24 protein-coding genes are annotated in these 21674 nt (G+C 63.1%); 7 read left to right on the top strand and 17 right to left on the bottom strand.

Features of this window, described 5'->3' with window-relative positions; translation table 11 throughout:
• The first annotated feature begins 396 nt into the window (after positions 1–396).
• Positions 397–927 (top strand): GNAT family N-acetyltransferase, encoded by a 531-nt coding sequence (locus CSQ95_RS25730; protein ID WP_070291260.1) that lies wholly within the window; start codon positions 397–399, stop codon positions 925–927.
• A gap of 77 nt (positions 928–1004) precedes the next feature.
• Here CSQ95_RS25730 and CSQ95_RS25725 read toward each other — a convergent pair whose 3' ends face one another.
• Positions 1005–1817 carry a class II glutamine amidotransferase gene (locus tag CSQ95_RS25725; protein WP_099411543.1) on the bottom strand — a complete coding sequence of 271 codons (813 nt, stop codon included), beginning with the start codon at positions 1815–1817 and terminating at the stop codon, positions 1005–1007.
• Between the two features lie 234 nt (positions 1818–2051).
• On the opposite strand from CSQ95_RS25725, the gene CSQ95_RS25720 reads away from it, so the two are divergent.
• Positions 2052–2888 (top strand): EAL domain-containing protein, encoded by an 837-nt coding sequence (locus CSQ95_RS25720; protein ID WP_099411542.1) that lies wholly within the window; start codon positions 2052–2054, stop codon positions 2886–2888.
• A 99-nt stretch (positions 2889–2987) separates the two neighbouring features.
• Positions 2988–3737, top strand: coding sequence for a YcbK family protein (locus CSQ95_RS25715; RefSeq protein WP_373633025.1), 750 nt, complete (start codon positions 2988–2990; stop codon positions 3735–3737).
• Between the two features lie 6 nt (positions 3738–3743).
• Here the strand turns inward: CSQ95_RS25715 and CSQ95_RS25710 are convergent, their stop codons facing one another.
• A complete protein-coding gene (locus tag CSQ95_RS25710) occupies positions 3744–3947 on the bottom strand; it encodes a DUF3460 family protein (RefSeq protein ID WP_099411541.1) in 204 nt (67 codons plus the stop codon).
• A gap of 96 nt (positions 3948–4043) precedes the next feature.
• Between CSQ95_RS25710 and CSQ95_RS25705 the strand changes: the two genes are divergently transcribed.
• Positions 4044–4925, top strand: a complete 882-nt coding sequence (locus CSQ95_RS25705) for a LysR family transcriptional regulator (RefSeq protein WP_070224838.1) — start codon at positions 4044–4046, stop codon at positions 4923–4925.
• On the opposite strand, the gene CSQ95_RS25700 is transcribed toward CSQ95_RS25705, so the two are convergent.
• Positions 4901–5368 carry a PACE efflux transporter gene (locus CSQ95_RS25700; RefSeq protein ID WP_070224839.1) on the bottom strand — a complete coding sequence of 156 codons (468 nt, stop codon included), beginning with the start codon at positions 5366–5368 and terminating at the stop codon, positions 4901–4903. The genes CSQ95_RS25705 and CSQ95_RS25700 overlap by 25 nt on opposite strands.
• A 207-nt stretch (positions 5369–5575) precedes the next feature.
• Here CSQ95_RS25700 and CSQ95_RS25695 point away from each other — a divergent pair, with 207 nt between their 5' ends.
• The 3 genes from CSQ95_RS25695 (at position 5576) to CSQ95_RS25685 (ending at position 9314) form a co-directional block, all read left to right on the top strand.
• Positions 5576–6028, top strand: coding sequence for a hypothetical protein (locus tag CSQ95_RS25695; RefSeq protein WP_070291266.1), 453 nt, complete (start codon positions 5576–5578; stop codon positions 6026–6028).
• Positions 6029–6065: 37 nt separating this feature from the next.
• Positions 6066–7019: a DUF5672 family protein gene (locus CSQ95_RS25690; protein ID WP_143450080.1), complete on the top strand. Its 954-nt coding sequence runs from the start codon at positions 6066–6068 to the stop codon at positions 7017–7019.
• A gap of 120 nt (positions 7020–7139) precedes the next feature.
• Positions 7140–9314 (top strand): bifunctional diguanylate cyclase/phosphodiesterase, encoded by a 2175-nt coding sequence (locus CSQ95_RS25685; RefSeq protein WP_306532812.1) that lies wholly within the window; start codon positions 7140–7142, stop codon positions 9312–9314.
• On the opposite strand, the gene CSQ95_RS25680 is transcribed toward CSQ95_RS25685, so the two are convergent.
• The 14 genes from CSQ95_RS25680 to flgB all read right to left on the bottom strand — a co-directional run bounded on the left by CSQ95_RS25680 (position 9299) and on the right by flgB (position 21440).
• Positions 9299–10399, bottom strand: a complete 1101-nt coding sequence (locus CSQ95_RS25680) for a glycosyltransferase family 9 protein (RefSeq protein ID WP_180279165.1) — start codon at positions 10397–10399, stop codon at positions 9299–9301. The genes CSQ95_RS25685 and CSQ95_RS25680 overlap by 16 nt on opposite strands.
• Before the next feature lie 45 nt (positions 10400–10444).
• Positions 10445–11413 (bottom strand): IS1595 family transposase, encoded by a 969-nt coding sequence (locus tag CSQ95_RS25675; protein WP_099411537.1) that lies wholly within the window; start codon positions 11411–11413, stop codon positions 10445–10447.
• Positions 11414–11583: 170 nt separating this feature from the next.
• A complete protein-coding gene (locus CSQ95_RS25670) occupies positions 11584–12627 on the bottom strand; it encodes a hypothetical protein (RefSeq protein ID WP_070219884.1) in 1044 nt (347 codons plus the stop codon).
• Between the two features lie 5 nt (positions 12628–12632).
• On the bottom strand, positions 12633–13544 hold the full coding sequence (gene flgL / locus CSQ95_RS25665; protein ID WP_070219886.1) for a flagellar hook-associated protein FlgL: 912 nt from the start codon (positions 13542–13544) through the stop codon (positions 12633–12635).
• A 10-nt stretch (positions 13545–13554) separates the two neighbouring features.
• Complete coding sequence (gene flgK, locus CSQ95_RS25660; RefSeq protein ID WP_070289067.1) at positions 13555–14916, bottom strand: flagellar hook-associated protein FlgK; 1362 nt, start codon at positions 14914–14916, stop codon at positions 13555–13557.
• An 81-nt stretch (positions 14917–14997) separates the two neighbouring features.
• Entirely contained in the window at positions 14998–15390 is a 393-nt protein-coding gene (locus CSQ95_RS25655) for a flagellar biosynthesis protein FlgJ (protein WP_373633016.1), read from the bottom strand.
• A complete protein-coding gene (locus CSQ95_RS25650) occupies positions 15387–16499 on the bottom strand; it encodes a flagellar basal body P-ring protein FlgI (protein ID WP_070219890.1) in 1113 nt (370 codons plus the stop codon). Before CSQ95_RS25650 ends, CSQ95_RS25655 begins: the two co-directional genes overlap by 4 nt.
• Positions 16500–16508: 9 nt before the next feature.
• On the bottom strand, positions 16509–17171 hold the full coding sequence (flgH, locus tag CSQ95_RS25645; protein WP_046685514.1) for a flagellar basal body L-ring protein FlgH: 663 nt from the start codon (positions 17169–17171) through the stop codon (positions 16509–16511).
• 11 nt (positions 17172–17182) lie between these two features.
• Entirely contained in the window at positions 17183–17971 is a 789-nt protein-coding gene (gene flgG, locus CSQ95_RS25640) for a flagellar basal-body rod protein FlgG (RefSeq protein WP_170909686.1), read from the bottom strand.
• A gap of 32 nt (positions 17972–18003) precedes the next feature.
• Positions 18004–18732 carry a flagellar basal body rod protein FlgF gene (locus CSQ95_RS25635; RefSeq protein ID WP_070219896.1) on the bottom strand — a complete coding sequence of 243 codons (729 nt, stop codon included), beginning with the start codon at positions 18730–18732 and terminating at the stop codon, positions 18004–18006.
• A gap of 26 nt (positions 18733–18758) precedes the next feature.
• Positions 18759–19937 (bottom strand): flagellar hook protein FlgE, encoded by a 1179-nt coding sequence (locus CSQ95_RS25630; RefSeq protein WP_099411536.1) that lies wholly within the window; start codon positions 19935–19937, stop codon positions 18759–18761.
• A 58-nt stretch (positions 19938–19995) separates the two neighbouring features.
• Positions 19996–20649 (bottom strand): flagellar hook capping FlgD N-terminal domain-containing protein, encoded by a 654-nt coding sequence (locus CSQ95_RS25625; protein WP_099411535.1) that lies wholly within the window; start codon positions 20647–20649, stop codon positions 19996–19998.
• A gap of 3 nt (positions 20650–20652) precedes the next feature.
• A complete protein-coding gene (flgC, locus tag CSQ95_RS25620; protein ID WP_034757795.1) occupies positions 20653–21069 on the bottom strand; it encodes a flagellar basal body rod protein FlgC in 417 nt (138 codons plus the stop codon).
• 8 nt (positions 21070–21077) lie between these two features.
• The gene (gene flgB, locus CSQ95_RS25615; protein ID WP_034758109.1) at positions 21078–21440 is read right to left on the bottom strand and encodes a flagellar basal body rod protein FlgB; all 363 of its coding nucleotides are present in this window, start codon (positions 21438–21440) and stop codon (positions 21078–21080) included.
• Positions 21441–21674 lie beyond the last annotated feature (234 nt).

The raw sequence follows: 21674 nt of genomic DNA, 5'->3' as shown, positions 1-21674 counted from the left end.
GCAGCGGAAGCGGCCAGGGCGCTGGCCAGGAACCAGCGGCGCGAGCGTTGGGTGAGTGTCGCTGCGGCAGTCGATACGGCGTTGGAATGGGTCATGTTGAACTCTTGTTGTGAGAATAGACAGACATAGTCTAAAATTCCGGCCGGAAAAGAAACGAATTTTTCGTAATATGCTTAGATACGATTCCCGTTTGCGCTAAAAAACAGATATCGATTTTTGGAAACATTCGTGGGCAAGGCGCGCATCAGCACTTAGTCTGCAAGCATGGCGCCATAGGCAAAACCAGCGCGTGGCGTGCGGCAAAAAACCCGATTGCGCCGCTTGGTGTATAGTCGAATCGCACGATACAGGGGTAAAACCGTCTGCATCGGCAACTGGAATATTTTGTGAGCGTACATGAGTCTTGAAATTCGTATTGCAACATCGACCGACGCTTTCGAGGCGTGCAACGTATTACGACGCTCCATCGTCGAATGCTGCAGCCTCGATCATCGGGACGATCCGGCCATCCTGGAAGCCTGGCTGGGCAATAAAACACCGCAGATGGTGGCGTGCTGGTTTGCGTCGCCCACCAATTTTTCGCTGGTCGCAGTCGAGCAGGGCGCCGTCGTCGGCGTCGGCTTGCTGACGCGCGCCGGCAAGCTGGCCCTGTGCTATCTGCTGCCCGAGGCGCAAGGCCGCGGCGCCGGCAAGGCGCTGGTGGAGCAGCTGGAAGCGCAGGCGCGCGAGTGGGGCATCAAGGCCCTGCAACTGCACAGCACGGCCAGCAGCCAGGCCTTTTTCGTCAAGCAGGGCTACATCGAGGCGGGCAATGTGCGTTCGCCGTATGGCGTGGAAACGATTTTTTGCTGGAAACAGATTGACCCCGCAGGCATCGCCAGCGGCGACCCCAAGCGCAAGCGCTTCTGCAACTGCAATTCGGCCTGACGGCCCGCCAGCATTTCAGCCCGTCCATCCGGCGGCGGGCCTTTCCCTCCATTTGAATATTTCCCTTTAGTTTCCCTTCAGTAGCTGATCTGGATATACACGTCTTGCGGCGCGGCATCGTTTGCCGGCAGCAAGGTGCCGCCGCCAAACAGTTTCAGTTCGCCGGGCGCGAACGCCAGCCAGTCCTCGTTTTGCGTCAGCGGATGCGTGGCGATGACGGCGATGCGGTCGTCCAGGTGGTTGTGCTGGCGAAAATCGATGCTGCGCTCGCAGTCGATCAGCTGCGCCACGGAAAACGGGTATTCGCGGATCACATAGTGCAGATGCGTGGAACAGTGGGCAAACAGCAGTTCGCCGTCCGACAGGATGAAATTGAAGGTGCCGTGCGCGGCGATGTCCTTGGCGACCTCGGCGATGGCGGCGCGCAGGGCGGCGCGCGCGGGCTCACCGGCGGGAAACTGTGTGCGCAAGCGGGCCAGCAGGTGGCAGAACGCCTGTTCGCTGTCCGTGTCGCCGCTGGCCTGGTAATGCGCATTGGCGGGCGCGCGCCACGTTTTGAGATCGCCATTGTGGGCGAAGGACCAGGTCTTGCCCCACAGTTCGCGGGCGAACGGGTGCGTGTTTTCCGGTGCGATGCGGCCCTGCGTGGCCTTGCGGATGTGCGCGACGATGTTTTTCGCCTTCACGGGATGTTGCTGCACCTGGGCGGCCAGCGGCGAATCGATGGCCGCCAGGTGATCGGTCAGCAAAGTGCAGCCGCTACCGGAATGATAGGCAATGCCCCAGCCGTCGCGGTGCTCGTCCGTGCGGCCGCCCCGCTCGGCAAAGCCGGCAAAGGAAAATCCCAGCGCGGCCGGCTTGCTGCTGTTCATTGCGAGTAACTGGCACATGGCGGCCCTTCCTGGTGGTATCGGTACACGCCCACAGTAAGGGCCGGGGCAGGGCGCTGGAACGAATGTTTCCGACTATCGATATGCGCCGTCCGTTGTGTCGTCCATATTTGCTGCGCGCATATCAAATGGCGAAACCATTCGTTCTCCTTTGGTTGGCGCTGCCTTACTCTGCACACTTTGGCGCCGTCGTCCCCATGCGGGACGCCGGCGCAGTCCGATGAAGGAGCACGTATGCCATTTCCCGTCCTGAAGAACTACCTGGCCCGCCTGTCGCACCAAACCCAGGCCGGCACCAGCGTCTGGCTCGACGGCGAAGGCAGGGCGCTGGGGCGCTTCTTCAATTGCACCATGACCAGCGCCTTCCAGCCGCTGCGCGAACTCGACAGCGGCAAGCTGGTGGCGTTCGAGGGACTGGCGCGCAGCGTGTCGAAGGCGGACGAGGGCTTGTCGCTGTGGCGTTTGCTGGACCACGCGGCCAGCGACGACGAATCCGTGGAGTTGGACCGGCTGTGCCGCATGCTGCACGCCATTAATTTCTTTCGCCAGAGCGAAGCGGAGCAGTCGGACCTGTACCTGAACGTGCATGACCGCCTGCTCAGCGCCGTCAGCAGCAACCATGGCCACGCCTTCCAGCGCATCCTCGACGCGTTGGGCTTGCCCATCGAGCGCATCGTGCTGCAATTGCCGGCGGTGACGCCGAACCAGGGCTGGCTGCTCAATTACGTGGCCGACAATTACCGGCGCAACGGTTTCCGCCTGGCCATCAACGTGGCCAGCGTGCACGAGGCCACGGGCATGCTGGAGCGCTTGCACCCGCATGCGTTCAAGCTCGACGCGGGCAACCTCAGCGACGAGCAAGCCGTCGCCAGCTTCGTCACCGTGTGCCATGCGGCGAAGATACGCGTCATTTTCAAGCGCCTCGACACGCCGGCGGCGCTGGCCGCGCTGCAGCGCATCGCCGCCGTCACGGGCTTGCCCATCGTGGCCCAGGGCTATTTATTGGACAAGCCCCTGACGGCGCTGGCGCAGGCAAATCGGGACGTCGCGGCCAGTGCGGCCGCCGTGTAGGATGCCGAATCCTGAAATGAGGGCGGCACGATAGGCATTGAGGGTTTTTCTTCGCAGCACAATACGCTATAGTATTCCCATCGTTACATTGGACTGACTATGGCATCGCGCAGAAATTTTCTACATCATGGTATGGGCCTGGCCGCGCTGGGCCTGGTAGCCACCCCACTCATCGGCTGCGCCTCGCGCACGGCCGCTCCCGCGTCGGCTTCGGCCAGCGCCAAGCCGCGTGCGCCGCGCACGGGCGTGCCGCCCCAGCCGACGCAACTGGCCAGCGTCGACCGCTCGATCACCTCGCAGTCGCGCCAGGCGATCACGGAGATGGAGCCGCCTCCCGACATCTTCGACGCGCAGGCGCTGGACCTGGAATTCTGGCTCAAGCCCCGCACCCTGGAAGTGGTGCGCCCGGCCAGCAATGAAAAGGCGAAACTGCTGTACTGGAAGGATGGCGAAGTCATCGATTCGGCCTACCAGGAACTGTGCCACTTGCTGCGCGACGTGAACGGCAAGAAGACGGCGCCCATCGACCCGAAACTGCTGGAAACCCTGTGGGGCACGCAAGCGTTCGTGGCCCGCTACGGCATCGAGCAGCCGCTGGAAATCCTGTCGGGCTACCGCACGGCCGAGTCGAACGGCAAGCTGCGCGAAGCGGGCGTGCCGGCCGCGCGCCAGTCGCTGCACATCTCGGGCCGCGCCGCCGACATCCGCGTGGCGAATCTGAACGCAGAAGTGCTCGGTTCGCTCGTGCGCAGCTTCAAGCAGGGCGGCGTGGGCTTCTATTACCGCTCGGGACCCCGTGGCGGCTGGATCCATGCGGATACGGGATTGCAGCGCGTCTGGAAAGGCTGAGGCTTTCTAATCGTAGTGATACGGCGGCTCCGGCACGCTATCGGTGCTGGTGCGCCGCCATTCATCGAAATTCACGGGGCGTTCCCAGTAAATGCGCCAGCCCAGGCGCTGGCTGGCTTGCGCTTCGGGATGCTCGCGCAGATAGCCGTCGATAAAGCGGGTAAACTCCGAGACATAGCCGCCGCGGCGGTAGGGAAGTGGACGAGTCATGGCCCCTCCTGCTATCGAGATTTCTGCCATTCTATCGCCGGCGGCAGGAACGCGTCGCCCGTTTCCAGCTTCCCACGCTTCCCATTTCCCCTTCCCATGAAACTGTCCAGCCATAACATCGAACTGTTCCTGGCCGTCGTTGACGGCGGCTCGTTCTCGGCTGCCGCGCGCGCCTTGCGCCGGGCGCCGTCGGCCGTCAGCATGGCGATGGCCAACATCGAGGCGGAACTGGGTATCGCCCTGTTCGACCGGGGCGCGCGCGAAGCCGTGCCCACGCCGGCCGCGATGGCGCTGCTGCCCCACGCGCGCTTGATCGCCGAGCAGCTGAAGCAGTTGCACCTGCATGTGCAGGAATTGTCGCAGGGGCTGGAAAGCCGTATTTCGCTCGGTATTGCGGCCGAACTCGACCATGCGCCTTTTCTCGCCGCCGTGCGCGCGCTGTCGCAGCGCCATCCGCTGCTCGACATCGAGGTGCTGACGGCGCCGCAGGACGATGTGCTCGACATGCTGCACCGGGGCCGCATCAGCGCCTGCATGGCCTTTGCCGGCGGGCGCATCAACCACGAGGAACAGTTCCAGCTGGTGGGCAGCGATGCCTTGCTGGCGATTATTTCCACCCAGCATCCACCCGACGTGGCGGGCCGGCCCCTGTATATCGAGGAATTGGTGAATTTGCGCCAGATTATCGTGGCCAGCCGCGAACTCGACCTGGCCGATGCGCGCCCCGTGGTGGGGCTGTCCTACTGGCGCACCGACAGTTTGCCGATGGCGCTGGCGATGGTGGAGGCGGGACTGGGCTGGGGCAACTTTGCCGCCTCGGCCATCAAGGAATCGCTGGCGGCAGGGCGGGTGCGCTGCGTGGCGTTCAAGAATACGGGCAATGGCCTGGTCGTGCCCATCCACCTGGTGTGGATGAAGGACCGGCCGCTGGGCATGGCGGCGCGGTCCTTTCTTCAGTTGCTCAGCGAAGCGGCCTGAGCATCATTGGGCTCTTCCTTCGGCTGTTGCGCCGACAGGGGCACGCCGAACAGGCCGTCGAAGAAGTAATTGAAGATGAAGCTGTAGCAGGGGATGATCAGCATCAGCGCGAAGTCCAGCACGAACGCTTGCCACAGGCTGATGTCGAGCCACCAGGCGATCAGCGGGATCAGGTAGATGACAAGCGTGATCTGGAAGCCGATCGCATGCAGGATGCGGCGCCAGACGGTGCGCGTGCGCGATACTTGCCGGATTTCCCAGTATTCGAACGCCGTGTTGTAGAGCAGGTTCCAGATCACGGCGATGGTGGTGATCATGATGGCCAGCGGACCCGTGCTGGTGGGCGACTCGCCTGAAAGGAGGGTCAGCCAGGCCGTGGAAATGGCCATGCCGATGATTTCAAAGGCGGTGACGTAGACGATTTTGCGTTTGATGCCTTGCATGTAAAACCTGTAAAGAAGAGATGGCGTGTATTTTAAGTCAGTCATGCTGATGCTAAAAGTTGATGGCTATCAGTTTTTCTGATGGGTGTGGCGTGGAATTACCATGCTTGCCGCGAACGAGGGATAATGGCGGCTGGCGGGCAAGCGCTCCCCTGCATCACGGCAGCACATCACCGCAGTACATCACCGCAGAAAAGGTCAACGAGCATGCAAGGCGCAGCAGACAGCAACATTCCCGATATCCCGGATTCCCCCGCCAGCGCGGACGAACGTCCCCGTTTCCGCCCCCGTCCGTGGGAGCACCTGGAAACGCCATACGACGTGGAAGTGTGGATCGAGGAACATAATCGCAGCATGCAGGACAATATCCGCGCCACGGAAACGGGCGTGGGCATCTGCTTTACCCTGGCCGAAGGGGGCGACATCTATATGCAGACGAGCGCCGACGGCGCCGTCGTGCTCGACGTGACGCCGGACGCGGCGTGGGTGTCTCCCCTGATCAGCGCCGCCACGGGCTGCGAGACACCCGCCTCGTCCTTGTGGATATTGCCTGACGATAAGCTGATCCAGCTGATCGTGGGGCTATCGAGCCTGGTGGCCAGCACCTTGCTGGTGGTGGGCCATGATTTCGGCTTACGCCGTCACCGCATGGGCCGCTGAATCGTATCCACTGCAGTGAGGCGGGCGGCCATGCCCCTTGTCCGGCTCCGCTTTGCGCTGTATGATGCGGGCGTTGCAAAATATGCCATGCCGCGCCAGGTATGCCTTCCGTCTACATTCCGATGAAAAGCCTGTGATGCATAATGACAAACTGGACCTCCGCAACATCAGCCTGGTGTGCGTGGAAACGCGTTATCCCGACTTGGCCAGCTTTGCCATCGAGCGTTGCCTGGCCGGCGCCGATTTCAAGGAGTGTTTGCTGTTCACGTCCCGCCTGCATGATTTGCCCCCGCATATACGCCAGGTACTGATCGCCCCCATCGAGAGCGTGGAGGCGTATTCGGCATTCATGGTGCATGAGCTGAGCACCCATTTCAGCGGCACACATGTGCTCATCATGCAGTGGGACAGTTTCATTGTGGATGCGCGCCAATGGCAGAACGCTTTCCTGGACTGCGATTACATAGGCGCACCGTGGTCGCATCGCCCTGTGGCCGTCGGTAATGGCGGCTTTTCCTTGCGATCGCGGCGTCTGTACGAGGTCTTGCCTCAGCTGGCCATCACGCAAGTCCATCCCGAGGACTATGCGATCTGTGAGTTGCATGGCGAGCGGTTGCGCGACGATTTTGGCGTGCGCTTTGCCGATGCCGGTCTGGCCTCCAACTTTGCGTTTGAATGTGTGGACCCCACCGGCCCCACGTTCGGTTTCCATGGGTTTTTCAACTTTGGCCGGGTGCTGGACGATGTGGCGCTGCGCGATTACCTGCTCCTGTGCGACGATGCCATCATGCATGCGTCCGCCGTGCGCAGGTTGATCAAGCAGTTGTATGGTTCCGGCCGCTATCGGATGGCGACCCACGTATTGCGCCGGCGTCTCAACGGTGGCGCAGCCATGTTCGCCGACGCCTGCCTGCTTGCCTTGCGCGCTGGCTGGCATGCGCTCACGCGCGGCCGCTCGCGCGCCGCAGCGCTGCCGGCGCAGCTGTCCTGACGGCCCCTGCCTGTGGTGAATGTGGCATATGGGCAGGCATGGCTCGACACTGCGCGTGACGCGTGCTAGTCTCGCTACTGCACCCACCTGTTTGCCAGGGCGGCCGTGCAAAGGACAGCCATGGATACAGCACCGCAAGCGGTACCTGCTCTGGATTCCTCCCCGCTCGGCCGCGACGGCGTGCCGCGGCATGTCGCGCCCCTGCTTGACGATGGCGTCTTCAGTCCGGAACGGATGAAGGCCGAACGCGAACAAGCTTATTTCAACGATTTATACCTGCTCGCGCCTGTTGCCTATTTCGTGCTCGGTCTCGATGGCGTGATCCTGCAGGTCAACCTGGTGGCGGCGGAACTGTTCGGCCTGGCGCGGGGGCATCCCGGCCACGTGCTGTTCCGCTCCTATGTGCACGAGGCGTTCCGCCACGATTACGACCAGTTCGTGCAGCGCGTGCTCAACAGTAGCGAGCCCGAGCGTATCCAGCTGCAGGTGCAGCTGCCGCCGCCGCGTCCCGGCGCGCGCGAGGCCGGCTTGCCCGTCAGCCTGCTGGGCAGCGCCGATCCGAACGGCCAGGCGCTGCGCCTGGTGCTGGAGCAGGCCGAAGGCAAGCTGGCCGCGCTCGAACGCAGCGAAGAGCGTTTCCGACGCATCGTGCACAGCGCCGAGGAGGGCATCTGGGAAATCGATGCGCAGGCGCTGACGAGCTTTGTCAATCCGAAGATGGCGCAGATGCTCGATTGCCAGATCGAGGATATGCTGGGCCAGCCGCTGGCCGCCTTCATGGATGAGGAGGGGCGCGCCATCCTGGAGCGCAACATTGCGCGGCGGCAGGACGGCATCGTCGAGCGCCACGAATTCAAGTTCCTGCGGCGTGACGGCAGCACCCTGTGGGCCACCCTGGCCACCAATCCCATCTTCGACTCCGCCGGCACCTACCTGGGCGCGCTGGCGCTGGTCAGCGACATCACGGCGCAGCGCGCGGCGTCCGAGCGCATCTGGCGGCAAGCCAATTTCGACCAGCTGACAGGCTTGCCGAACCGCCACATGTTTCTCGACCGCTTGCAGCACGAGGCGGCCCATGCCAAACGCGAAGGCGCTTGCCTGGCCCTGCTGTTCATCGACCTCGACCATTTCAAGCAGGTGAATGACCGCCTCGGTCACGAGAAGGGCGACATGCTGCTGCGCCAGGCGGCGCACCGCATCAGCGAGCGCGTGCGCGCCACCGATACGGTGGCACGCCTGGGCGGCGACGAATTCACCGTCATCCTGGCCGGCGTGGGGCAGCTGGGCGGCATCGAGCGCGTGCTGCAGGAACTGACGGCCGCGCTGGCCCTGCCGTTCATGCTCGACGGCGACACGGCGCAAGTGTCGGCCAGTGTGGGCGTGGCCCTGTATCCGGCCGACGCCGAGGCGCCGGACACCTTGCTGCGGCATGCGGACCAGGCCATGTACGCGGCCAAGAGTGCGGGGCGCAACGGCTACAGCTATTTCACGCCGGCCTTGCAGCAGGCGGCCGAATTGCGCCGCAGCACGGTGCGCGAGATGCGCCTGGCGCTGGCGCAGGACCAGTTCGAAGTGCATTACCAGCCCATCGTCCGCCTGCGCGATGGCGCCATCGAGCGGGCCGAGGCGCTGCTGCGCTGGCGACATCCGCTGCGCGGCTTGCTGGTGCCCGCCGATTTCATCGCCTTTGCCGAGGCGAACGGTCTGATCATCGATATCGGCGAATGGGTGTTTCGCCAGGTCGTGCGCCAGGCGCGGAAGTGGCAGGACGAACATGGCGCTCCGTTCCAGATCAGCATCAACAAGTCGGCCATGGAATTTCGCTGCGACGCCGCGCTGTACCAGGACTGGGGCGGGCATCTGGCGCGCCAGGGGCTGGCGCCGGGCGCCATCGTCATCGAGACGAGGGAAGCGGTGCTGCTCGACGAGGGGCGCCAGGTGGTCGACCGGCTGCGCCAGTTCCGCGCCATGGGCCTGGCCCTGGCGCTCGATGATTTCGGCAGCGGCCAGGTGTCGCTCGCGTGCATCAAGAAGGCCGACATCGATTTTCTCAAGATCGGCCGTTCCCTGGTTGGCGAGCTGGGGCACGATGGCGACGGGCAGGGCCTGTGCGAGGCGATCATCGCGCTGGCGCAGCGGCTGGGGCTGAAAGTCGTGGCCGAAGGCGTGGAGACGGCGTCGCAGCGCGACCTGCTGCGCGCCGCCGGGTGCGACTATGCGCAAGGGTACTTTTTTTCGCGCGCGTTGCCGGCGGGACAGATGGACCGCCTGCTGGCGTCTCAGCCGGCGGCCTGAAGCGTTTCCTGCGCCTGCCCGGCGCCTTCCATCAGCTCTTCCACGGCGGCCAGCGTCTCGGCGGCGCTGACCGAGGCCAGCGTCAGGCCCGGCGCCAGAATGACGCGGTAATGGCGGCTGGCCGGATAGAACCAGCGGTAGTTGTCGGTGCGGATGTAGTAGCCGACGATTTTCTTGTCGTACGCCGAGGCGATGTGGATCACCGACGTGTCGGGCGACAGCACCAGTTCGCAGCGGCGGATCAGGGCCGCCAGCTCCAGGATGTGGCCCGTGGGTGGCGCGCTCATCACGTTGGCATGGCCGGCGCCGCGCACGATCTCGGCGGCGCGCGCCTCGGTGCCCGGCGCGGCGATCACCAGCAGCGCATGGCGCGGATAGCGTGCCGCCAGGGCCGCGCAGCAGCACTGGGCGTCGGCCACGCTGACCGTGCGCTGCGCATTGCTGCCCTGGAAATTGAGGCAGAACAAGCCTTCATGTGTACGCAGCAAGGTGTCGCAGGCGGCGTCGACCCGTGCCGCGTGCGCGTCCACGCCGAACAGTTCATAGCGCATATCGATGCCGCGCAAGCCAAATTGTTCGAACGTGGCGAAAAAGCTGTGCAGGATGTGGCGGCTGCGGTCGCAGGGCACGGTATGGTCAAACATGCCCAGCTTCGCCGTCGAGGTGCCGTACTTGGGAATGGCAAAGCCCGTCAGATAGCGTGCACCCAGCCATTTGATACGCAGCAGCAGGGGAATCGAAAAGCGGTTGTAGGGATTGAAGATGACGTCGTAGCGGCGCCGGCGCAGCTCGGCGATGGTGGTGCGCAAGTCGCGCAGCAGCGGCTGCTTGTCCCAGATCAGGATCTCGTTCACATGCGGGTTGTCGGCGATGACATCGCGGTTGGCGCTGCTGGCGGCCACGTCGATCTGCCAGTGCGGATAGTTTTTCTTCAGCTCGCGCAGCAGGGCCGAGGTGACGATCATGTCGCCGATCTTGTCGTTGCGCAAAATCAGTACCTTGCGCACCTTGGCGATATCGAGGGGCTGCTTGCCGGATTTGCCCAGCAGGGCATAACTGATCAGCCGGGCGGCGGTTTTTATCAAGGAAACTCCGGAAGTAGATGGCGACAGCAGCATCTTACGGATTGGCTATGTCACCGTCAAATGTGGGAACTCGCCCAATGTTGCCTTCAATAATGTTTCTGGGGAGCGGATGCGCCCGGCGTCCAGTATCCAGCGCCACCCCAGGTAATTCGGCAGATAACGGCTGGCCACGCCATGGAAGATGCGCAGCCAGCCGCGCAAGCGGCTGTGATACGCGTTGACGTTCTGCACGTGGGCGGCGCCCTGCGCGCGGATGCCGGCACGCACATTGACGGCCTGGTGACTGATGCCCGCTTCACGCGCGAAGGCGCGATAGGCAGCATGGTCGTCGGTGACCAGCAAGATGTCCTTGTCGATCACCGGAGGCAGGCAAGCATGTAGCTGCGCCTTGGTCAGCACCCCTTTTCCCGCGACGAAATCGCGGGTTTGTCCCGTGCGGTCGCGCGCCACCAGGATGCAGACTTGTTCACTGGAAATGCCGCGCTTGTGGGCATGGCCGCCACGGCGGCGCGCCGGACGCGTCAGATGCCGCGCGCCCTTTTCCGACTCCAGCACATACAGCTCGTCCGCTTCGGCGATGCCATGCAGGCAATGGGGCCGGTCCGTCTTGGCCAGACTTAAAAACCGGTGGCGCCAGCGAAAGGCGGTGTTGCGGTGCACGCCCAGCTGGCTTGCTGCCTTGCGCACGGAAGCCGACTGGAGCAGGCAACCAGCGTAGTCGAGCCACAAGGTCTTGTGGCGCAAGCGGGCCAGCGGCGTGCCGGTGAGCGCATTGAAGGTGCGCCCGCACGGTACGCAACGGTAGCGCTGCAGTCCGTGCGCATGACCGTGCCGGTGCGCATGGCTGCTGTTGCAGGCGGGACAGTGCAATCGCTGCCGGGCCACGCTTTCGACCAGTGCCACGGCGGCGTTCCGCGATCCTGCCCCGCGCAGCAGAGCAGTGCTCGCCAGACGCTGGCGACGGCTCAGTGCGGCGAACTGGGTGATGAAGGTTTTCCATTCGGCTGGCTGCATGGAAGGCTCCCGTTTGTCTGATAGGTATAGTCAGACAGCCGGGGCTGGGGAAGATTCCTTGAGTTCCCCTATTTGTCGGGGACAGAGCCTACGGATTTCCACCATCCTGAGCTAGGGGGCGTGCCCCATTATTGCCGCGTGCGCCAGGGCGGCGCACGCGCAGGGAGCGATTATTCGAGGCCCAGCAGGGCGACGACTCTCTCGCGGCTGATGCCGACCAATGCCGAGCTGATCGCCAGTAGCGATTCATAGCCGGGCTCGCTGGCCTTTTGCGTGAAGTTTTCCGCCAGGGTATCCATGCTGACATGCACCTGCACCGGTTGCGCTCGGGCAACTCGTCCCGTCGCTTGCGCCAGGGCCAGGCTGACGGAGCTGCGCGCCGCCTGCAACTGCGCCAGCGCCTGCACCACTTGCTGCAAGGTGGCGCGCAGGGCTTCCACGTCGCCGGTATGCCATTCTTCCGGCGCGATGGCGGCCGGTTCCGCATCCGTGCGCACGCGGCTCATCTGGCCGGTCGGATAGCGGATGCCGCTGCCGCGCACGGACAGGCTGTCGCGCACGTTGGCCCAGGCCGCCTCCGACGTGCTGAACACCAGTTCGCCATTCTCACCCAGTTTGACGCCGATACCCGATGGCATCAAGGCGCGGTCGAAGCGCGAGACGATTTCGTTCGCGCTCAGGCCAGGTTCGATATTGACCGAGCGCAATGCCTGGTTCGCGCCGCCGACGGAAAACGCCAGCACTTCCTGCGGGCCTTCCTGCAGGCTGGCCATGGTCAGGCCGCGGATGCTGAAGTTTTGCTGTGCCGCGCGCGGGCTGGTATAGCTGAGCTGTGCGTCGAGCGTGCCGCCCGAGGCGCTGGCGCGCTGGCGCCAGGTATTGCTGAACTGGCGTACTCTCGCTTCGACTTGCCCTTCGCGGCCCTGGCGCGCGGCCAGCTTGGCCGCCAGCTCGCTTTTCAGCGCTTGCAACTGGCTGCTGCTGCGTTCCAGGTAGTCGAGCGTTTGCTGCGCGTTGGAAATCTCCCCCTGCAGCTGGTGATCCCAGTTGCTCAGGCCGCGTTGCAGGCTCGCCGTCGACCTCTTCGCCGCCGGCGCATCGCTGCGCGCGCTGGCGCTGCCGTTGATGGCGGCGGACGCGTCATCGACGACGCGGGCTGTGCCGGCGCCTTTGGCATTGACGCCGGAAGAGGAGGGAGTCTGAACGATTTGCATGATGGTCAGAGAAGATCAAACAGGGAAATGGTGCCAACCTTGGCGTATGCCTTGTATGTTGCCTGCAGGGCTGTCTGGTAGCCGGTCAGTTCGATGGCCGCCGCGCCCATGTCGGTCTTTTTCAGGTCCAGCAGGGCCGAATCGTTCGACAGCGAGACATTGGCCAGGTTGCCGGACAAGGTGGACAGAATGTTCTGCGCGCCGCCGAAGATGGCGATCTTGCCCGAGAGCAGATCCATGCCGTCATCCGTGCCATTCAGGCCTGCGCCCACCACGGCCCGCACGGCCGGGTCGTTCGGGCTGACGCCCGGCGTGCCGAGGGTGGTGATGACCTGGTCGATCTTGTTGAGCCATACTTCCAGATTCTTCACGTCGACGTTGGCCGCCTGCGTCACGCCATTGCCCACCACCACGGTCTGCGTGTCGGTATTGCCGATGTAGCTGTAGCGCGAACCGGCAGCCGCTGTCGCGTCGTACTTGATCGCCGGCTGGTCGGTGGCGGTGCCGGAAAACATGTAGCGGCCTTCCTGGTCCTTCAGGTTGGCCGTGTACAGCACGCTGTCGCGCATGGCGACCAGCGATTGCGTCATCGCATTCAGGTCGTCGGGGGCGTTGCTGCCGTCGGCCGCCCACACGAGCAGGTCGCGCGCCTGGCCCATGTCGGTAACCATGCTCGACAGGTAGTTTTCGTTTTTCAGCAGGCGCACTTTGACTGTGGCGATATTGTCCTGGTACTGGGTGACCATGGCTTGCTCGCGCGTCAGGCGCGAAATGCGCACGTTGCCGATCGGGTCATCCGACGGCAGCTGGATGCGCAAGCCCGAGGCCATCTGCTGGGTCAGGTAATTGATGCGTTCTTGATTTTGCTGAAGAGAAATATTAATCAGCGATTGGTACTGGCTACTGGCAACACGCATGATCTTCTCCTTAACCCATCATTTGCAAAGTGGCGTCAAACAAGGTATTCGCCACGGAAATGACTTTCATGTTTGCCTGGTACATATTCTGAAATTCGACCAGGTTCATCGCTTCTTCGTCCTTGTTCACGCCGCTCGTGGATTTCCAGTCGTCGATCGCTTGCGCGCGCACCGTGCTGGCCGTCTTCAGCAAGGCCTGGTTCTGCTGGCTGTAGATCGCCAGCTTGCCGACCAGCTGCGTGTCCGCGTCGCTCATCAGGACGGAACCCACCCAGCTGACGTTGATCGGTTGATTCTTGATGTCGATCAATTTCTGCAAGTTGCCGCTGTCGCCGGCCTGGCCCGTCAGCGACAGGGCCAGGTCCTTGGCGTTGAAGCCAGGGGTAATGCTCAGCTTGCCATTCGCGTAGGCCAGCAGGGGACCGCCGGCCGTGCCGGCCATGGTTGTTCCCAGCGCCAGTTGCGCGTTGACCTTGCTGGTCAACTGGGTGGCCATGTCCTGCAGCGACTGCTGCAGCGGTTTCAGGGTATTTTTTTCGAATTCGCCCAGGCCGCCCATCTGGCCGCCGATGGCGACCAGATCGAGCGTGTACGAGGACTTGGCGAAATCGAGGCTCAGCGTCTGATCGCCCGTGTTCGTCATGGTGCTGCTCAGGGTGCCGGCCAGGCTGCCGATGACCAGCGGCTGGCCCGACTTCAGCGAGACATTGCGCGAGCCGTCCGGCTGGTCGAGCACATCGATGCCCATTTGCGAGGCCAGGCCATCGATCAGCTGGTCGCGCGCATCCATCAGCGACGACACGTTCGTGCCCGACGCCGTGGAGGTGCTGATACGCTGGTTCAACGCGGCGATATTGGCCAGGGTGGTATTCGCTTGCGGCACAATCGCCGCCCGTTGTTGCTGGACCGACAGCAACTGGTTGCCCATGACGGTGCTGATGCTGTTGAAGCGCTGCGCCATGGCATCGGCGGAAGTGACGATCTGCTGGCGCAGCGGCGTCGACGTCGGGTCGACGGCGGCCGCGTTCAGGGCCTTGAAGAAACCGTCGATGCCATTGCTGATGCTCGACGCATCGTCGCCCATCACGCGTTCGAGCTGGGTCAGGTAAGGCTGGGTCTGCGAGCGGGCGCCCTGGTCGGACGCGGCACGCCACATTTGCTGGCTCTTATAAGCATCGGCAAAACGCAGCAAGGCGGACACTTCCACGCCATTGCCGGCCGAACGCACGCCGGCGGTGGCGCCAAGCGATGACAGCAGCACACCCTGGCGCGTGTAGCCCGCCGTTTGCAGGTTGGCGATGTTCTGGCTGGCCGCATTGAGTGCGGCCTGGGCGGCGATGCTGCCTGACAATGCATTGCTGATGATGCTCATTGGGCAAGTTTCTTTCGTGAAGAGTGTGGCGCGTGCGGGTGGGCAGGCACTGAATCGTTGTTACCTTGTACAGGCGACGCTTCAGACGGATTTATTAAGCGGCGCCGCAATATTGTCGGTCTTGACAGCGCCACGGGCTGTCACCGGGGCGCCGGCAGGCGGCAGCAGCTGGCGCAGAATGGCGTCGGCGATGCCGAAGGCGCGCTGGCCGGCCATCTTGTCGGCCACCAGGTTATCAGCCATTTCCAGCATGTCGCTGTTGACCGGGTCCTTGAAGACGCTGTCTTCGCCCGCCATCTCGCGCGTGCCCGAACGCATCTGGCGCAGCATGTGCGAGATGAAGAAGGCTTCGAACTTGACGGCCGCCTCGGTGGCCTTGGCCGCATAACGGGGATCGGCCGGCGTGGCCGCGGCGGGCGTCTTGTCGTCGAGGGCCGAGGGCAGGGCGCCGCTGCTGTCGTTGATATTCATCATATGACCACCAGTTCGCCTTCGATGGCGCCGGCCTGGTCCAGGGCTTGCAAAATTGCCATGATGTCGTCGGGCGAGGCGCCCAGGCTGTTGACCACGTCGATAATCGACTGCAGCTTCGCACCGGCCGGCCATTTGAACATATTGCCATTGCCCTGGTCGACGGACACTTTCGACTGCGGCGTAACGGTGGTCTGGCCGCGGCCGAACGGCGCCGGCTGGCTGACGGCCGAACTTTCGGAAATGACGACCTTGAGCGAGCCGTGCGTGACGGCGGCCGCCTTGACGCGCAAGCCTTCGGCGATGACCACGGTGCCGGTGCGCGAATTGAAGACCACTTTCGGCGTATCGACGCCGACATCGACGGAGAGCGCTTCGAGCTTGGCCATGAAGGCCACGCGCTGGGTCGGGTTTTCCGGCGCCAGTACTTCCACGCTGGTGGCGTCGCGCGTGGTGGCGACGGCGCCAAAGCGGCGGTTGACGGCTTCGACGATATTGATGGCCGTCTCGAAATGCGGGTGGCGCAAGTTCAGGGTGACGGTCGGCTTGGTCGAGAAATCGCTGAGGATTTCGCGTTCGATGTTGGCGCCGTTGGGAATGCGGCCTGAGGTCGGCGTGTTGACGGTGACGGACGAGCCGCTCTTGCCGGTGGCGTTCAAGCCGCCGACGACGACGTTGCCTTGTGCCAACGCATACGTTTCATTGTCGGCCGCGCGCAATTGCGTCAGCAACAAGGTGCCGCCGCGCAAGCTCTTCGCATCGCCCAGGGACGACACGGTGACATCGATGGCCTGGCCACGGCGGTATCCTGGAGGAAACACGGCACTGACCATGACGGTGGCGACGTTCTTGCTTTTTGCTTCGGCGCCGTCGGGCATCTTCACGCCGAATTGCTTGAGCATGTTGACCACGGACTGGCTGGAAAACTTCACCTGGGTGGTGTCGCCGCTGCCGTTCAGGCCCACGACGAGGCCGTAGCCGACCAGCGGGTTGTCGCGCACGCCCTCGATACTGACCAGGTTGCGCAGCACTTGCGCGGCGCTGGCGGGCAGGGCAAAGCCGGAGAGCGCGGCCAGCATGGCTGCCAGGGGCAGGGCGGAACGAAATTTCATGAGCTCACCTTAAAACGGCATCCATGGGCCGACGAAGAAGCGCGTCAGCCAGCCTGGTGTATTGGCTTCGGCCAGGGTGCCCTGGCCGGAATAGGCGATCTGTGCATTGGCGATGCGCAGGGACGAGACCTGGTTGTTCGAATCGATGTCGGCCGCGCGCAGGTAGCCGCGCAGGCGCACGAATTCCTCGCCCTGGTTCAGGGTCAGCGTTTTCTCGCCCTGCACGCGCAGCAAGCCGTTCGGCAGCACTTCCTGCACGATCACGGTGATGGCGCCGGACAGCGCATTTTGCTGCGTGCTGGTCGAGTCGCCGGCGAAGTTGCGGTCGGCCGACAGGTCGATGCCCGTCTTGGGGAAGGTCTTGCCGAGGATGTTGGCCGCATTCACGCCGACGGACGAACCCTTGTTGAACGAGGTGCCGGCCTTCTTGCTCGCTTGCGTGGTTTCCTGCAGGGCCACCGTGACGACGTCGCCGACGCGGAAGGCGCGGCTGTCCGAGATCAGGTCCAGGCCCGCGTCGGGATTGAAAACGCCGCCGCCCACGCCGCCGCGCGCAGCGCTGCGCGGCGCCACGGGCAGCGGCGTATCGGAAAAGCTGGGCGCCACCGGCGCGGCCGGCTGGCTGGCGCAACCGGCCATCAACACCAGCAGCATGGCTGCCGTGGCTTTCATGGCGATTGTCATCAGCGTGCCGCTTGCGCCAGGTATTGCAGCATATTGTCGGCGGCCGACAGCACCTTGGTGTTCATTTCATAGGTGCGCTGGGCAGCGATCATGTCGACCATCTCTTCGACCACCTGCACGTTCGAGCCTTCCAGCGCGAACTGTTTCAGCTTGCCCAGTGCGCCTTCGCCGGGACGGCCTTCCGTCGGCGTGCCGCTCGATGCCGTTTCCTGGAACAGGTTTTCGCCCAGTGCCAGCAGGCCCGTCGGGTTGACGAAGCTGGTCAGGTTCAGCTGGCCCAGCTGGGTGCCGTTGACATTGCCCGGCACGGTGGCCGTGACCATGCCGTTTTCACCGATGGTGATCGCCGTCGCATTGTTCGGCACGGTGATCTGCGGCACCAGCGGCAAGCCCTGGGCATTGACCATCACGCCGTTTTCATTGATGCCGAGCTGGCCGGCGCGCGTGTAGGCCGCTTCGCCATTCGGGCGCAGCACTTGCAGGAAGCCGTTGCCGGTGATGGCGACGTCGAATTCGCGGCTCGTCGTTTGCAGGCTGCCGGTGGTAAACACCTTTTGCGTGCCGACCATGTGCGTACCGTTACCCAGCTGCACGCCCGATGGCGACAGGGTATTGTCGGCGCGCTGCGTGCCCGGCTGCTGCTCGACCTGGTAAAACAGGTCTTCAAAGACGACGCGGTCGCGCTTGAAGCCAACGGTGTTGACGTTGGCCAGGTTGTTCGCGATGGCTTGCAGTTTGGCGTCTTGTGCCTGCACGCCGGTCTTGCTGATCCACATTGCTGGATTCATGATTTACTCCTGGTAATTGGTTGGCGTTGGGCTCAGGCGCCCAGCAGGCGGTTGCCGGACTCGGTCATCGCGTCGCTGGCCTTGAAAATTTTCATTTGCATTTCGAAACTGCGGTTCAGGCTCATGGTAGCGACCATTTCCTCGACGGCCGACACGTTGCTGCCTTCCAGGTGACGGTCGCGCAGGCGCACCGCCGGGTCGGCCTGCAAGTCTTCGCCGCTGCGTGCCACGATCAGGCCCGCCTCGTTCTTCGTCAACTCGCCCGATTCCGCATTGACCAGCTTGAGCTTGTCGACGGTCTGCATTTGCGCAGTCCCTGGCACCTGGATGGAAATCGTGCCATCGGCGCCGATCGACAGGCTGGTGTGCTCGGGAATCGTGATCGGACCGCCTTCGCCCAGCACGGGCCGGCCGTTGATGGTCAGCGCGCCGGTTTCATCGAGGTCCATGGCGCCGGCGCGCGTGTAGGCTTCACCGTTTTGCCATTGCACAGCGAGAAAGCCGGGGCCCGTGACGGCCACGTCGAGTTCGCGTCCCGTTTCCTTGATGGCGCCCGTGCGCGTGCCGACGGCGCTCGACTGCGTCTGCGTCATGTGGCGGTCGTCGTAGCCATAGCCGTTTTGCAGCGGCTGGGCAGTGGACACTTCCAGGTTGGCGCGGAAGCCGCCCGTCTCGATATTGGCCAGGTTGTTGGCGTGTACCTGCTGTGCCCGCAGGGCACGGTCGGCCCCGCTCATGGCGGTATAAATCAGCGCATCCATTGCTTTTTACCTTTGCGTATCGTGGATTACAGCGCTTGCATCAGCGATTGCAGCATGGCGTTCTCGGTCGAGATGACCTTCGAGTTCGCCTGGTAGTTGCGCTGCGACGTCATCAGGCCCACCAGTTCGGAGGTGATGTCGACGTTCGACTGTTCCAGCGAGCTCGTCACCAGTTTGCCGGCCATGCCGACGCCCGGACGGTCATAGATGGCGGTGCCGGAGGTGGTCGAGGCGACCCAGCTGGTATCGTTGACGGCCGTCAGCCCGCCTTCGTCAGGGAAGGTGGCCAGGGCGATCACGCCGATGCTTTGCTTCTGGCCGTTCGTGTATTTCGCCACGACGGAGCCATCGTCGGCCAGTTCCACGCCCGTGTAGGTGCCCGAGGCATAGCCGTCGGCGCGGTCGGTCGAGGTGGTCGCTTCACCGGCGAACTGGGTCGTGCCCGTGTAGTCGATGGCGATCGACAGCGCTGCGGCGCCAGGCGGCGTCGGGAACACCGGCGTGGCGGTCGTTCCGGTCACCAGCTTGCCGTTCGTGTCGAAGGTCATGCTCGTCACCGGCGTCACATCGGCGTTGTCAAAGGTGTAGTGCACGTCCACGCCCGTCGCCGTCTTGACGAAGTACTGGCCCAGCGAGTGCTTGGCGCCCAGCGAATCGTAGACGATCGAGGACTTGGCGCTGTTGTAGCTCAGTTCGTTGGTCTTGTTGAAAGGCACGGCCTTGATGGTCCATTCGGACGACATGTTGGCGGCATATGCCAGCTTGGTCGATGCCACGGCGGGAATCTGGCCCGTCGGAATGTTCATGTCGCCCATGGTGCCCAGGGTGGTGCTGCCTTTGACGGCGGCATAGCCCTGTACCAGGCGGCCGTTCGAGTCGATCAGCTTGCCATCACTGCTGGCCGAAAAGATGCCGACCCGGCTGTAGCTCATGGTGTTTTGCGCATCGCGCGCGACGAAAAAGCCGCGGCCGTCGATGGCCGCGTCGAGCGCGCGGCCCGTGTTCAGCACGCCGCCATTGAGCGACATGCTTTGCGTGATCGAGCCGATTTCCGTGCCCGTGGCGCGCGAACCGGCATACATGGCCGAAAAGTTGGCGCGGCTGCTCTTGAAACCGTAGGTGCCGGCATTGGCGATATTGTTACTGGTGCTGTTCAACTGTTGGTTGATGGACTGGATACCGGACAGGGCGATGTCGAAACTCATGTTGACTTCCTTTAGTGAAGGACGAGATTAGTGTTCAGGAAACGAAGGGGCGAGCGGATCAGGCCGTCTTGCCGTTGAAGCCGGTGATCGCGCCAGGGTTGACTTCGCCCAGGTTCGACACGCTCAAAATCATGCTGCCGCCGGACGACAGGCGCACGCTGTTGAGCTTGCCCGCGATGTCGACCGATGGTTTTTCGGTGCCATTGGTGGTGACCGCCATGGTGTACGTGCCTGCAGGCAAGCCCAAGGCGACGGGATCGATGGTGAACGGCACCGTGCCGGCCGACTTGGCGCCCAGTTCGATCTTGTATTCCTTGTCGTCGATGCCTTTCAGGGTCACGGTGGTCTTGGTGGTGCCGGCGGCCAGCGCGATGCTGCCGTTGACCTTGCTCTTGTCGAGCTGCACCGTTTCGCTGTTGACCATGACTTCGGAGCCTACCTGCGCGCCCAGGGCCAGCACCTGCATCGATTGCAGCACGCTGGCATTGGCGCTGGTCAGCGCCGACAGGTTTTGCATCGCTTCCGTCTGCGCCTGCTGCGTCAATTGATTGACGAACTGGCTCGGATCGGTCGGCGCCAGGGGATCCTGGTTCTTGATCTGCGCGACCAGCAACTTGGTGAACATATCCTGGGTGGCATTGTTTTGCGATTTGACGGCATTGTTGTTGCTGCCGCTGCCATTGGTGTTGTTTGTAAAGAGATTGGTTTCCATGGATTATGCTTCACCTAATTTGAGGAGCGATTGCTGCATCGACTTGATGCGGCCCAGAACTTCGACATTGGTTTCAAACGCGCGCGAGGCCGACATCATGTCGGTCATCTCGGCTACCTGGTTGACGTTGGGGTAGAACACCATGCCGTCGGCATTGGCCATCGGGTGGCCCGGTTCATACACCTTGCGCAGCGGCTCATCGCTTTGCACCACGTCGAGCACCTGAACGCGTCCGCCGGCGCCGCTGGCGCCCGGGCCATCCATCACGGCCGCAAACACGGGTTTGCGCGCGCGATAGGTTTCGCCTTCGGAACCGGCAACGGAATCGGCATTGGCCAGGTTGCTGGCGATGGTATTGAGGCGCACGGTCTGCGCCGCCATCGCCGAACCGGCGATCTTGGAAATATCCTGGAAGCTCATGCTGATCCTTATTGTCCGGAAATGGCCTTGGACAGACCCTTCAGTTTCATGTTAACGAAAGTGAGGCTGGTCTGGAAGTCGGTGGCATTCTGCGAGAACGCCGCCTGCTCGACGCCGATTTCGACGGTATTGCCGTCGCGGCTGGGGTGGTAGGGTACGCGGTACAGGGCACTGGCATCGTCATCGGTCGACAGCAGGCCGGCCTCGTTATCCTGCAATTGTTGCAGGGCGCTGCCGAAATCCATGTCCATGGCCTGGAAGCCGGGCGTGTTTTCATTGGCGATGTTGGCCGCCAGCACGCGTGTACGGTCGGCACGCAGCGCGAGTGCATCGGCGTGCACGCCCAGCGCATCCTTGAAATTAATCCCCATGGTCATCCTTTGTGTTGAATTCGATCGTGCTTTTTGCGGTTTGGTCCAGAAAATAAGTGGTGCAGAGGTAAAATCCCAGCCAAGTCATGTTGACGCATGGTAAGGTCATGCCGCTTCAGTATCTTTGATTAAGGTTAGCAATGATTTACTTTGAGAACTATTCCGTGATGTGGAACAAGGCGCAATGTCGTCACATACTGCTGCCAAGCCTATTTTTACTGACCAGCCTATATA

The organism is Janthinobacterium sp. BJB304, from assembly GCF_002735765.1.
GTDB lineage: Bacteria > Pseudomonadota > Gammaproteobacteria > Burkholderiales > Burkholderiaceae_D > Janthinobacterium.
The sequence above is the reverse complement of the archived record's forward strand: the minus strand, read 5'-3'. Positions and strand labels throughout refer to the sequence as shown.

Bases quoted from the DNA above. Each gene is read 5' to 3' on its own strand.
- CSQ95_RS25730 (WP_070291260.1), top strand. From the start codon at position 397: ATGAGTCTTGAAATTCGTATTGCAACATCGACCGACGCTTTCGAGGCG.
- flgC (WP_034757795.1), bottom strand. From the start codon at position 21,069: ATGAGCTTCCAGGATATTTCCAAGATCGCCGGTTCGGCGATGGCGGCG.
- CSQ95_RS25700 (WP_070224839.1), bottom strand. From the start codon at position 5,368: ATGCAAGGCATCAAACGCAAAATCGTCTACGTCACCGCCTTTGAAATC.
- CSQ95_RS25710 (WP_099411541.1), bottom strand. From the start codon at position 3,947: ATGACTCGTCCACTTCCCTACCGCCGCGGCGGCTATGTCTCGGAGTTT.
- CSQ95_RS25630 (WP_099411536.1), bottom strand. From the start codon at position 19,937: ATGAGTTTCGACATCGCCCTGTCCGGTATCCAGTCCATCAACCAACAG.
- CSQ95_RS25715 (WP_373633025.1), top strand. From the start codon at position 2,988: ATGGCATCGCGCAGAAATTTTCTACATCATGGTATGGGCCTGGCCGCG.
- CSQ95_RS25625 (WP_099411535.1), bottom strand. From the start codon at position 20,649: ATGGAAACCAATCTCTTTACAAACAACACCAATGGCAGCGGCAGCAAC.
- CSQ95_RS25650 (WP_070219890.1), bottom strand. From the start codon at position 16,499: ATGAAATTTCGTTCCGCCCTGCCCCTGGCAGCCATGCTGGCCGCGCTC.
- CSQ95_RS25695 (WP_070291266.1), top strand. From the start codon at position 5,576: ATGCAAGGCGCAGCAGACAGCAACATTCCCGATATCCCGGATTCCCCC.
- flgH (WP_046685514.1), bottom strand. From the start codon at position 17,171: ATGAAAGCCACGGCAGCCATGCTGCTGGTGTTGATGGCCGGTTGCGCC.
- CSQ95_RS25675 (WP_099411537.1), bottom strand. From the start codon at position 11,413: ATGCAGCCAGCCGAATGGAAAACCTTCATCACCCAGTTCGCCGCACTG.
- CSQ95_RS25655 (WP_373633016.1), bottom strand. From the start codon at position 15,390: ATGATGAATATCAACGACAGCAGCGGCGCCCTGCCCTCGGCCCTCGAC.
- CSQ95_RS25725 (WP_099411543.1), bottom strand. From the start codon at position 1,817: ATGTGCCAGTTACTCGCAATGAACAGCAGCAAGCCGGCCGCGCTGGGA.
- CSQ95_RS25720 (WP_099411542.1), top strand. From the start codon at position 2,052: ATGCCATTTCCCGTCCTGAAGAACTACCTGGCCCGCCTGTCGCACCAA.
- flgG (WP_170909686.1), bottom strand. From the start codon at position 17,971: ATGAATCCAGCAATGTGGATCAGCAAGACCGGCGTGCAGGCACAAGAC.
- CSQ95_RS25705 (WP_070224838.1), top strand. From the start codon at position 4,044: ATGAAACTGTCCAGCCATAACATCGAACTGTTCCTGGCCGTCGTTGAC.
- flgL (WP_070219886.1), bottom strand. From the start codon at position 13,544: ATGCGTGTTGCCAGTAGCCAGTACCAATCGCTGATTAATATTTCTCTT.
- CSQ95_RS25670 (WP_070219884.1), bottom strand. From the start codon at position 12,627: ATGCAAATCGTTCAGACTCCCTCCTCTTCCGGCGTCAATGCCAAAGGC.
- flgB (WP_034758109.1), bottom strand. From the start codon at position 21,440: ATGGGGATTAATTTCAAGGATGCGCTGGGCGTGCACGCCGATGCACTC.
- flgK (WP_070289067.1), bottom strand. From the start codon at position 14,916: ATGAGCATCATCAGCAATGCATTGTCAGGCAGCATCGCCGCCCAGGCC.
- CSQ95_RS25635 (WP_070219896.1), bottom strand. From the start codon at position 18,732: ATGGATGCGCTGATTTATACCGCCATGAGCGGGGCCGACCGTGCCCTG.
- CSQ95_RS25685 (WP_306532812.1), top strand. From the start codon at position 7,140: ATGGATACAGCACCGCAAGCGGTACCTGCTCTGGATTCCTCCCCGCTC.